Source organism: Neisseria sp. HMSC074B07 (assembly GCF_001810355.1).
Classification (GTDB): domain Bacteria; phylum Pseudomonadota; class Gammaproteobacteria; order Burkholderiales; family Neisseriaceae; genus Neisseria.
The window spans coordinates 261,730-273,328 of sequence record NZ_KV800921.1; the positions used below are offsets into that span (position 1 = coordinate 261,730).

Genomic DNA, 11,599 nt, shown 5'->3' on the forward strand with positions numbered 1-11,599 from the left:
GATTTCGCTTTTACCGTTTCGGGAGAAGGTGGGCTTCTCCGTTGCAGGCTTATTTTTTGCCTTCGGCAGCGAGGCGGTTGTGTTCGTCGATGTCGAGCGCGTCCCAAGGGTAGTTGATCCACCAGTCTTCTACGGTAAGGCCGCTGAAGTAGGGGATGCCTTCAGGGATTTTGCCGACTTTGGCTTTGATTTTTTCGTGCAGGACGGCAACGCCGATGGTGCCGAAATCTTCTTTTTGCAACTCGGTCAGGCAGAATTCCATGGTCACGCGGCTGTCGTCGACTTCATCGACGACGAGTACGTTTTTGCCTTTCAGTACGTCAGGCACGGGGTCGAGCCATTGGACTTTTTTGACTTCTTCCGTTACCTGTCCTTCGTTGTCGCTGTCGTAATAGGCGGTGGTTACGGCGTAAATCGGGATTTCCAGAAAGCAGCGCAGCATACGGGCGGGGATGAAGCCGCCGCCGCCGATGGCGATCATGGCATCGTATTTGACGCCGGAGTTTTGGATTTTTTCCGCCAACGCTTTGATCACGCGGTGGATGTCGTCGTAGGTGTACCAGATTTTCTGTTTCATGGCGATTCCCGATTCAATGGGGTGTATCAGTTTGAACTGCAGGGATTTTGTGCCGCATTTTGAAGCATGGGCAGGCATGGAGTCGGGCAGTTCGGATGTAATGTAAAAAAGCCAGCATTGCATGGCAATATTCTGGCTTTTTCAGTCAGTCGAATAAGATTATTCGCCTTTGGCTTTCACTACTTTACGGCCGCGGTACATACCGTTGGGGGAAATGTGGTGCGGGCGGTGTACTTCGCCGGTTACGCTGTCAACAGACAGAGAAGGCGCGGTCAAAGCGTCGTGAGAGCGGTGCATACCGCGTTTGGAAGGGGATTTTTTGTTTTGTTGAACGGCCATTTCAAGCTCCTAGATAAATAAAACTGTGTCCTGATTAACTGCTTTTCAAACCTGCTAAAACAGCAAAAGGGTTGGGTTTGTCCTGATTGACTTGTTCCAGCGCGGCATTGTCGCAGTTTTCGTGGCGCGGGGAGAAGGGGAGCGACATTAGGATTTGGTCTTCCACCAACCCGCGTACGTCGAGTTCTTTCTCAATCGGCATGCCTTCCAACTCTTCGTCGGCAAGCATTGCTTCATCCAAGTCCTCTTCGTTGGCGAACAAAACAATACGGCTGGTTTCGTCGAGCGTAAACGGCATGGGGCGGATACATCGTTGGCAAATCAGCGGCATATCGGCTTTGACGTTCAAATCGAGAAACAAACGCTGCAGTCGGTCGCGTCCGCCGCTCAGCGTAAACGACACTTTGGTCTGTTTGTCGGCCGGATAATCGTGCGAACGGACTCGTTCGTCCAATTCCTCAAGCAGGAAGCTGCCTTGCAGGGTCTGCTTTTCGGAGGCGAAAACTTCTGGGTCAATCAAATTAGGGTCTGACATAAACGGGGTATGATATAATTTCGACAGTCTAACGTCAATATTTTTAAGCAAAATATGAGTGCAAAACTGCCTTTGATATTGGGTTCGGGTTCGGTGTTCCGCCGCGCGCAGCTCGAACGTTTGGGCATTGATTTTCAAACTGCCGCGCCTGATTTCGACGAAACACCCGCTGCGGGTGAAAACGCGGCGGATACTGCCTTGCGTTTGGCGGAAGGGAAGGCGCGTTCGCTGGCGGCTCGATTTCCTGCCGCGTTGGTAATCGGCGCGGACCAAGTGGCGTGGTGCAATGACCGCCAGTTGGGCAAACCGATGAACGTCGCAAATGCACAACAAATGCTCAGGGATTTGAGCGGCAGAAAGATTGAATTTTACAGCGCAATCGTGCTTTTGAATACTGCTTCGGGATGCATTCAGCGTCATGTCGATAACACGTCGGTCGTGATGCGCACGCTGACAGACGGGCAGATTGAGCGTTATCTGGCGCGCGAACCGGACGCGGTTTACTGCGCGGGTGCGGCGAAGAGCGAGGGCTTGGGCGCGGCGTTGTTGGAACGCATAGACAGCAGCGACCCGAATGCGCTTATCGGTTTGCCCATCTTCAAACTGGTCGAGTTTTTAAAAAACGAAAGCGTAGAAATCATTTAGGTCGTCTGAAAACAGTTGTCTGACGGTTTCAGACGACCCTCCGTATAGGAAACACCATCATGTCCCCGATTCTTTACCTGATTCCCACCCCTTTGGGCGCGCCCGATACGCCTTGCCTGCTGCCGCAAGAACAGGCGCAGATTACCGGTTTGACCGATTTCGTCGTCGAAGCCGAGAAAACCGCCCGCGCCCATTTGAAACATTTGGGCATCACGACCCCCATCCGCGAGCTGAACCTGCAAACCCTCAACGAACACACCGACCTGAAAACCCTGCCCGAGCTTCTGAAACCTTTACAGGAAGGGCGCAGCATGGGCATCCTCAGCGAAGCGGGTTGTCCCGCGGTTGCCGATCCCGGCGCGAATTTGGTGGCATTGGCGCACCGACACGGCTATGAAGTCCGTCCGCTGGTCGGCCCGTCCAGCCTGTTGCTGGCATTGATGGCGTCAGGGGCGAACGGGCAGAATTTCGCGTTCAAAGGCTATCTGCCGTCCGAGAAAAGCGAGCGTATTGCCGCTTTGAAGAGCTTGGAACAGCGTTCGCGTCAGCAAAACGAAACCCAGCTTTTCATCGAAACGCCTTACCGCAACGACGCGCTGCTTGCCGACGCGCTGGAAACGCTGTATCCCGAAACCCGCCTCTGCACCGCAACCGACCTGACTTTGCCGACGCAGGAAATCATCAGCCAAACCGTTGCCGCTTGGCAGAAATCGAAAACGCTGCCGAATTTGAAAAAACGCCCGACGATATTTGTGTTGCACGCGTGTTAGGAAAATAGGGGTGGGCGGTTGGATGAATTAGAGCCTGCCATACTGAAAAGGTCGTCTGAAACCTTTTAGACAAGGTTTTCAGACGACCTTTGCTTTATAGTGGATTAAAATAAAAATGAGACAAGGCGACAACGCTCGCCGTGTATGGGTAGTATAGTGGATTAAATTTAAACCAGTATGGCGTTGCCTCGCCTTGCCGTACTATTTGTACTGTCTGCGGCTTCGTCGCCTTGTCCTGATTTAGTTAAGCCACTATACATAAGGGCGTTGGCAACGCCGTATCATTGCAATTTTAATCCACTATATTTCGGAGCGTTTAAAACCAATGCAACAATCCGATAGCCATCAGCACCGCCGTGATACACGCTAAGAGCGCGCAGATTTGTAGGGCTGTCGAGTTGGTTTTAGGATAGCCCATCAGGTTGGGCAATGGGTTGGACGGCAATATCATGCCGTAGACGAATTGAAGCAGTCCGCCCGCGACCATAGGTAATGTAAATACCGGCAATATCAGGCTGATGGCGGCAAGTACGAGGCTAATTCTGAACATCCATATCGCCGGATAATGCCCCTTTCCGGCATCATTGCAGCGCTTTTCCAGCCAAGTGCTTTGATAGTGCAGCAGGCCGTAAAGGGCGATGGCAAAGACATGCACTGCGCCGCCGACCTGCCGGTTGATGCCGCATTGACCCAAGCATGATTGGGTAATCCACAGCAATAGTGCGGACACTGCGCTTATGCCCAGCAAAATGGGCAGGTTTACTGCCGCAAAGCGCGTACGGCTGGCGCGGCGGTTGTCGAAGGGATCGGGCCTTTCGTCGTATAGGATGAAGCCGTCGGGTTCTTCGGAGTATGTGTTCATGATGTGGTGTGGTGAGTGATGATTTAATTGTAATGTGGTGCGGTTTTGCGTTTTCAGACGACGTCTTTGAATGGTTTATCAAACGTCGTCTGAAAATAAAGGTTCGGTTTTGTATTTTAATAGCGATGCAGTTTAAACAGCAGTTTTCCGTCGCTGTTTCAGACGACCCCTGCGCCTTCCCAATTCACGCGTACTGCCCTGCTGCCGAGCAGTTTTTCCAGTTCGTCGAATAACGTGGAGCTCGGCGTAACCATCCATTTCGGCGGCACTTGAAACCTGCCCGACGCTTTGCCGTTGCTGTACGACAGTTGCAGCGGGATGTGCGGCGTGTCGGGCAGGCGGTGGGCGGTGAGGATGGTAGCGAGGCGTTCGATGTCGTGACCGGGGGTGAGGGCGAGGCTGAGGCTGCGGGCGTAACGTTCGCGCGCCATTTGCAGGGTCATGACTTGGTTTGCCATGATGCGTAGCCCGTCGCCACCGCCGTAGTCGTCGCGGCTGACTTTGGATTCGATAATCAGTACTTGGTCGGATTTGAGGTAGTCGGCGCAGTTTTCCAGCGTCTGGCCGCTGACCATGATTTCAATCTGTCCGCTCAAATCTTCGAGGCTGACGAAGGCGATTTTGCCGCGCTTGCCCATCATGGTGCGCACGGCGGTAACGAATCCGGCGAGGCGCACGCTGTCTTGCGGTTTCAGACGGCCTAATTTGGTCGGGGCGATTTGGCGGACTTCTTGGGCATACGGGCCGAACGGGTGGCCGGACAGGTAAAAGCCGATGACGGTTTTTTCTTCGGCGAGTTTTTCCGATTCGCTCCACATGGGCGCGTCGATGAGCTGCACCGGTTCGATGGCATCTTCCATCATGTCGAAGAGCCCGCCCTGATTGGCGTTGGCGGCTTTTTGGTCGGCGTTGTTCATGGCGAGGTCGATGTTTGCCAAGAGCATGGCGCGGTTGGGTTCGATGCTGTCGAACGCGCCGCCGCGTATCAGGGCTTCGAGGGTGCGGCGGTTCATGTGTTCTTTGCCGACGCGCTCGCAGAAGTCCAACAGGCCGGTAAATTTGCCGCCGCTTTGCCGCGCGGCGATGATGGATTCGACGGCGGCTTCGCCCGTGCCTTTAATCGCGCCGAGTGCGTAGCGGATTTTCATGTTCGGATACGGCGTGAAGCGGTAGTCGGATTCGTTGATGTCGGGCGGCAGGAACTCGATGCCGTTGGCGCGGCAGTCGTCGTAGAAATGTTTGAGCTGGTCGGTGTTGTCCAATTCAGACGACATGGTCGCCGCCATAAATTCGGCGGGGTAATGGGCTTTGAGCCATGCGGTCTGGTAGGAAATCAGGGCGTAGGCGGCGGCGTGGGATTTGTTGAAACCGTAGCCGGCGAATTTTTCCATATAGTTGAAGATTTCGTCGGATTTTTCGCGCGAAATGCCTTGTTTTGCCGCGCCTTCGGCGAAGATTTCGCGGTGTTTCACCATCTCTTCGGGCTTTTTCTTACCCATGGCGCGGCGCAGCAAGTCCGCGCCGCCGAGCGAGTAGCCGCCGATAATCTGCGCCGCCTGCATCACTTGTTCCTGATACACCATAATCCCGTAGGTCGGCGCGAGGATGCCTTCGAGCAGCGGGTGGATGTATTGGAATTCCTGCCCCTTCATGCGCGCGACGAAGTCGGGGATGTTGTCCATCGGGCCGGGGCGGTAGAGCGATACGAAGGCGATGAGTTCTTCAAACTTGGTGGTGTGCGCCGTTTTCAGCATTTTTTTCATGCCGGTCGACTCGAACTGGAAGACGGCGGTGGTGTTCGCGTCGCGGAAGATTTTGTAGGCGGCTTGGTCGTCGAGCGGGATTTTGCCGACATCGACAATATCGCCGGTGGTGTTTTTGATGTTGTTCTGCGCCATTTCGATAATGGTCAGGTTGCGCAGGCCCAAAAAGTCGAACTTCACCAAACCCACGTCTTCCACGTCGCCCTTGTCGTACATGGATACGGGCGAAGCGGATTCGTCCGCCTGATACACGGGGCTGTAATCGGAAATCTTGCCCGGCGCAATCAACACGCCGCCCGCGTGCATACCCAGACCGCGCGTCAAATCTTCCAGCTTTTTCGCCAGCGTAATCAGTTCGTCCGCTTCTTCCGCTTCGATCAATTCCTGAATCTGCGGCTCCGCCTTCATTGCATCGTCCAAACCCAAAGGTTTGTTGGCTTCCAACGGAATCAGCTTCGACAGTTTGTCGCACAGGGTAAACGGCAGTTCCAGCACGCGCCCTACGTCGCGTATCACCGCTTTGGACGACATCGTGCCGAAGGTCACAATCTGGCTCACCGCCTGCGCACCGTATTTGTCGCGCACATATTCAATCACGCGGCCGCGGTTGCTTTGGCAAAAGTCCACGTCGAAGTCGGGCATGGAAACGCGTTCGGGGTTCAAGAAACGCTCGAACAGCAGCGCGTATTTGAGCGGATCAAGGTCGGTAATCTTCAATGAATACGCCACCAGCGAGCCTGCGCCCGAACCGCGTCCCGGCCCTACCGGACAGCCGTGCGTTTTCGCCCAGTTGATAAAGTCTTGTACGATAAGGAAATAGCCGGGGAATTTCATCTGGATGATGATGTTCAGCTCAAAATCCAGCCGCTCCTGATATTCCGGCATTTTCGCCGCCCGTTCTGCCTCGTCGGGATAAAGCTGAACCATGCGTTCCTGCAAACCCTCGTTGGACAGCTTTACCAAATAATCGTCCAGCGACAAGCCGTCGGGCGTCGGGAACAGGGGCAGGAAGTTTTTGCCCAGCGTGATATGGATATTGCAGCGTTTGGCGATTTCCACCGTGTTTTCCAAGGCTTCGGGCAAATCGGCGAAACGCTCCAGCATCGTTTCCGGCGGAATGAAAAACTGGCTCGGCGTAAAATCGCGCGGACGTTTCTTGTCCGTCAGCACCCAGCCGCCCGCGATGCACACCCGCGCCTCGTGCGCGTTGAAATCGTCGCGGCTCATAAACTGCGTCGGATGCGTCGCCACCACCGGCAAACCCAATTCCTCCGCCAGCTTCACGCTGCCCGAAACGCAAGCCTCCCATTCGGGACGTTCGGGCAGGCGTTGCAGCTCCAGATAAAACGCATCGGGGAACCACGCCGCATACTTCAACGCCGCCGCACGCGCCGCGTCTTCATTGCCGTTCAAGAGATTTACGCCCACTTCGCCGTAATGCGCGCCGCTCAAACAAATCAAGCCGCTGTTGTCGCCGTTTTCCAGCCATTCGGGATTGAGTTCCGCATGATGGACATTGCGGTCTTTGCCGACATAAGCCGCCGTCAAAAGCTCGCTCAGGCGCAGATAGCCCGCATCGTTGCGGATAATCAGCATGGCGCGGAACGGCTTGTCGGGCGCATTCGGATTGCCTATCCACACGTCCGCCGCCCCGACGGGCTTAATCCCCGCGCTGCGGCAGGCTTTATAGAATTTCACCAAACCGAATTCGTTCATCAAATCGCTGATGCCCAAAGCAGGCAAACCGTATTCCTGCGCTTTGGCAATCAGTTTTTTAATCCGCACCATACCGTCGGTAATTGAAAACTCGGTATGCAGGCGCAGCGGGATGTAGGTCGGCTCGGTCATGGCAAAATCGGCGTGAACAGTAAAAGGCGTATTGTAGCAGGGTTGGAAAAAGGTCGTCTGAAAAGGAGTGAAGCGGGCTTTCAGACGACCTCAACGGTAGAGGCAGATGGCGGAAGCAGCATGGTATCGGGTTGTTTGGCAATCGGGCGGGGCTGTGAAACGGTTTCACAAAAATGAAAAGACGACGGTATAAACTGCAAAGGCTGGCAAAGCGGCGGAATAGGAATGATGAATATTGATTTAAATCATACGTCATTGAGGGCTGGTGCGATAATATGAATATGTTATCAAACAACTTCAAACGAAAGGAAAACCATGAAAGCCGTCCGCTTGGTTCTTGCCGCATCTTTGGTTTCTACGCTTGCCGCCTGCGGCAGCTCCTCTTCCGCGCTGTCCGATGCGATAGGCAAAGGCTTTGATCCTAAGGCTAAGGGCGTGAAATACATTACCGTTTTCGAGAGCGTTCCCGAAAACGGCACGATGCAGCTGAGTGCCAACAATAAGGTGCAAACGCTTAAAAAAGGCGACAATTTGGACACCGCCTTTCTGAAGCGCGACAAGATTTCCTATTATGATTACGTCGGCAAAATCAACGTCAACGGACAGGTCATCGATTTGGAACGCGGCGATTTTATGGTTTACAAACAAGACAATTCGGCTGTCGCTGCCAAATATATCAAGCAGAAAGCCGATTCTGCCGACGGCAACAAGCTGAAAGACTTGCAGGCGTATGAATTTAAAGTCGGCGAAGTGCAAGGTAAGGAAATTGCCTTTAAAGACCTGCCGCAACTGGGCCGCTATACCTACCGTGGTATCGCATTTAACGGCGACGATAATAGCGGCCGCCTGACGTACACCATTGATTTTGAGAAAAAACAAGGTCAGGGCAAAATCAGCGGCATGGCGCCTGATTACAATGTCGATTTGGCTGCCGCTAACATTGCCGCAGCAGGTACGGGTTCGGCAATCAACGGACGCGCGACGCTCAACAATGAAGACAAAGGCAGCTACCGTTTGAACATTTTCGGCAGCAAGGCTGAAGAGATTGCCGGTAAAGCGCAAGTGAAAGTTGGCGATAAAGAGAAAGACATCGGACTTGCCGGTAAAAAAGAATAATTGAAAGAGACGTGTAATAAGGTCGTCTGAAAACGCGGTTCAATCAGGTTTCAAACCTGGGTTGCCGCTTTTCAGACGACCTTTTTTGATGGGGCGGAGGTTTGGATACGGACGGATTGTCCGGCTATGGCAGCCGATATCGGACGGGTCGTCTGAAACCGGACATCAGGCGTAGTGGCCTGCGCCCAAGATGCAGGCTTTGGCTGCACCGGTCGCATGGTTCGGGCTGCTGGGCGTCCGGTTTATCCAACACGCGGCGAGCCAGGCGAAAGCGGCGGCTTCGACCCATTGCGGGTCAAGGTTAAGCGCTGCGGTGCTGTTCAATCCGACAGCGGGGGAGAACAGGTCCGCCAAATCCTGCATCAAAACCGGATTGCGGATGCCGCCGCCGCAGACGTAGAGATTGCGCGTGTCGGGGGCGGCTGTATCAACGGCGTCGCGGATGGTTTGCGCGGTGTAGCGAACCAAGGTTCTTAAAACATCTTCGGGCTTTTCGCCGCCTTTCAGACGACCTTGAAGCCAGTTTAAGGAGAAAAGCTCCCTGCCCGTACTTTTGGGATGGGGTCGTCTGAAATAGGGATGGTCGAGCAGGCGGTTCAGCAAATCAGGCAGGATAGCGCCTTGTGCGGCGCGTTGCCCGTCGTGGTCGTATGACTGCTGCCAGTTGTGCTGCATCCACGCGTCCATCAGCATATTGCCGGGACCGGTGTCGAAGCCGAAAGCGGCTTGCTGTGGCGATAAGACGCTGATGTTGGAGATGCCGCCGATATTGAGGACGACGCGGGTTTCCTGCGGATGTTGGAACAGGGCTTGATGGAAGGCGGGAACCAGCGGCGCGCCTTGCCCGCCCGAAGCCAAATCGCGGCTGCGGAAGTCGCCGATGGTAAAAATGCCGGTCAGTTCCGCCAGCAGGGGCAAGTCGGCAAGCTGGATGCTGTAACCGTGTTCGGGGGCGTGGCGGACGGTTTGCCCGTGGCAGCCGATGGCGGTAACGGCTTCGGCGGGCAGGTTTTGTTCTGAGAGGAGGGTGTGGACGGTTTGCGCGTAAAGGCGGCTGAGGGTCTGGGACAGGATATTGCTGCGGTGCAATTCGTTGTCGCCGATATTTTGAAGGTTTAGAAGCTCTTGACGGAGGTCGTCTGAATACGGGGTAAAGGCATGAGCCAGCGCGCCCTGCCATTGATTGCCCTGCATACGGATAAGCACGGCATCTGCACCGTCCATGCTGGTGCCGGACATGATGCCGATATAAAGTTGGGTATTCATGGGTTGTGGTTCGGATTAGGCCGTAAAAAAACATTTTAACGCGGTTTTGCGATTTGTCAGGTATTTGGCGCGGCGAAGGTAAATAAATGTTTCAAGAAAGATTGCAAAAAGGTTACAATAGTCCGAAACACATCCGCAATTCTTAAGGAAGCTGATCCTATGGCTCAAACTCAGATGAGTGCCAACTTGAAGCTGATTAATGCTGTCTTTGCCGCTATGCTGGTGGGCATGGTCGGCTATTTTATTTACTGGGGCTTGGGCTATACCCATTACAACCATTCCATATTGTTCATTATCGCTACCATGTTCGGCGTTTTCATGGCGTTTAACGTGGGCGGTAACGATATCGCCAATTCCTTCGGTACCAGCGTCGGCTCCGGTACGCTGACGATTCCCCAGGCTTTGCTGATTGCGGCGGTGTTCGAGGTCAGCGGCGCGGTGATTGCGGGCGGCGAAGTGACCGATACCATACGCAAAGGCATTGTGGATTTGAACGGCATCGACCTTCAGCCCATGCAGTTTGTCTTTATCATGATGTCCGCACTGCTCGCGGCGGCATTGTGGCTTTTGTTCGCCTCACGTAAAGGCCTGCCCGTTTCCACTACCCACGCCATTATCGGCGGTATCGTCGGCAGCGCGGTCTGCATGGCGGTGATGAACAATATGAACGCGGGCGATCTGATTCAATGGGGCAAATTGGGCGAAATCGCCCTGTCTTGGGTTTTGTCCCCCATTTTGGGCGGCACGGCCTCCTATTTACTGTTTTCCAGAGTGAAGAAAAACGTTTTGGATTACAACGCTTGGGCGGAAGGCACGCTCAAGGGCATCAAGCAAGAAAAAAAGGCTTACAAAGAACAGCACCGCCTATTTTTTGAAGCCTTGAGCGAAAGTGAAAAAGTCGAATACGCCACCAAAATGGCACACGACGCGCAAATCTACGACGAGCCGGATTTTGATCCCGCCGATCTGAAAAGCGACTACTACCGCGGCCTGTACGATTTGGACAACCGCAAAAACAACGTCGACTCCTATAAAGCCCTTCATTCTTGGGTTCCCTTTATCGCCTCTTTCGGCGGGATGATGATTGCCGCCATGCTGATTTTCAAAGGGTTGAACAACCTTCACTTAGGCATGAGCAATGTCAACAGCTTCCTGACCATCTTCATGATCGGCGCGGCAGTGTGGATGGGTACGTTCGTATTCGCCAAAAGCCTGAAGCGCAAAGATTTGGATAAATCCACTTTTCAAATGTTTTCATGGATGCAGGTATTTACCGCCTGCGGCTTCGCCTTCAGCCACGGCGCAAACGATATTGCCAACGCCATCGGCCCGTTTGCCGCCATCATGGACGCATTGCGCACCAACAGCATTACTTCTCAAAACGCCGTTCCGCCGATTGCCATGCTGACATTCGGTATCGCCTTGATTGTCGGCTTGTGGTTTGTCGGTAAAGAAGTGATTAAAACCGTCGGCAGCAGCTTGGCGGAAATGCACCCCGCTTCGGGCTTTACTGCCGAACTCTCCGCCGCCGCCGTCGTGATGGCAGCCTCCTTTATGGGGCTGCCTGTATCCAGTACCCATATTTTGGTCGGCGCGGTACTCGGCATCGGTCTGGTCAACCGCAACGCCAACTGGAAGCTGATGAAACCCATCGGCTTGGCATGGGTCATTACCCTGCCTGCCGCCGCCATCCTGTCCGTGACCTGCTACCTGATTCTGCAAGCCCTGTTCTAATATCGGATTGCTACACAAAAGGTCGTCTGAAAGCACTGTTCCCGCTTTCAGACGACCTTTTTTATGGCGAAATCAAGATAAAAGAGAGGCAAGATATAGTGGATTAAATTTACAGTGGATTAAATTTAAATCAGGACAAGGCGA

At 53.9% G+C, this 11,599-nt stretch carries 10 protein-coding genes; 4 read left to right on the forward strand and 6 right to left on the reverse strand.

Annotation, left to right across the window (positions count from 1 at the left end):
• Positions 1-49 precede the first annotated feature (49 nt).
• The 3 genes from HMPREF2726_RS04850 to HMPREF2726_RS04860 all read right to left on the reverse strand — a co-directional run bounded on the left by HMPREF2726_RS04850 (position 50) and on the right by HMPREF2726_RS04860 (position 1,451).
• Complete coding sequence (locus HMPREF2726_RS04850; protein ID WP_070602467.1) at positions 50-577, reverse strand: phosphoribosyltransferase; 528 nt, start codon at positions 575-577, stop codon at positions 50-52.
• A gap of 159 nt (positions 578-736) precedes the next feature.
• Entirely contained in the window at positions 737-916 is a 180-nt protein-coding gene (gene rpmF, locus HMPREF2726_RS04855; protein ID WP_003744026.1) for a 50S ribosomal protein L32, read from the reverse strand.
• A 34-nt stretch (positions 917-950) separates the two neighbouring features.
• Positions 951-1,451, reverse strand: a complete 501-nt coding sequence (locus HMPREF2726_RS04860) for a YceD family protein (RefSeq protein WP_003776445.1) — start codon at positions 1,449-1,451, stop codon at positions 951-953.
• 54 nt (positions 1,452-1,505) lie between these two features.
• Here HMPREF2726_RS04860 and HMPREF2726_RS04865 point away from each other — a divergent pair, with 54 nt between their 5' ends.
• Together HMPREF2726_RS04865 and HMPREF2726_RS04870 are read left to right on the forward strand one after the other, a co-directional pair.
• Positions 1,506-2,096 carry a Maf family protein gene (locus HMPREF2726_RS04865; RefSeq protein WP_070602422.1) on the forward strand — a complete coding sequence of 197 codons (591 nt, stop codon included), beginning with the start codon at positions 1,506-1,508 and terminating at the stop codon, positions 2,094-2,096.
• A gap of 59 nt (positions 2,097-2,155) precedes the next feature.
• Entirely contained in the window at positions 2,156-2,866 is a 711-nt protein-coding gene (locus HMPREF2726_RS04870) for an SAM-dependent methyltransferase (protein ID WP_070602425.1), read from the forward strand.
• A 316-nt stretch (positions 2,867-3,182) separates the two neighbouring features.
• Here HMPREF2726_RS04870 and HMPREF2726_RS04875 read toward each other — a convergent pair whose 3' ends face one another.
• Complete coding sequence (locus HMPREF2726_RS04875) at positions 3,183-3,728, reverse strand: cytosine permease (protein WP_070602427.1); 546 nt, start codon at positions 3,726-3,728, stop codon at positions 3,183-3,185.
• Positions 3,729-3,886: 158 nt separating this feature from the next.
• Positions 3,887-7,339: a DNA polymerase III subunit alpha gene (gene dnaE / locus HMPREF2726_RS04880; RefSeq protein ID WP_009311029.1), complete on the reverse strand. Its 3,453-nt coding sequence runs from the start codon at positions 7,337-7,339 to the stop codon at positions 3,887-3,889.
• A gap of 315 nt (positions 7,340-7,654) precedes the next feature.
• Here dnaE and HMPREF2726_RS04885 point away from each other — a divergent pair, with 315 nt between their 5' ends.
• The gene (locus HMPREF2726_RS04885) at positions 7,655-8,455 is read left to right on the forward strand and encodes a factor H-binding protein (protein WP_009311030.1); all 801 of its coding nucleotides are present in this window, start codon (positions 7,655-7,657) and stop codon (positions 8,453-8,455) included.
• A 165-nt stretch (positions 8,456-8,620) separates the two neighbouring features.
• On the opposite strand, the gene HMPREF2726_RS04890 is transcribed toward HMPREF2726_RS04885, so the two are convergent.
• The gene (locus tag HMPREF2726_RS04890) at positions 8,621-9,721 is read right to left on the reverse strand and encodes an anhydro-N-acetylmuramic acid kinase (protein ID WP_070602429.1); all 1,101 of its coding nucleotides are present in this window, start codon (positions 9,719-9,721) and stop codon (positions 8,621-8,623) included.
• A gap of 159 nt (positions 9,722-9,880) precedes the next feature.
• Between HMPREF2726_RS04890 and HMPREF2726_RS04895 the strand changes: the two genes are divergently transcribed.
• Entirely contained in the window at positions 9,881-11,455 is a 1,575-nt protein-coding gene (locus HMPREF2726_RS04895) for an inorganic phosphate transporter (RefSeq protein ID WP_009311032.1), read from the forward strand.
• The last annotated feature ends 144 nt before the right edge of the window (positions 11,456-11,599 follow it).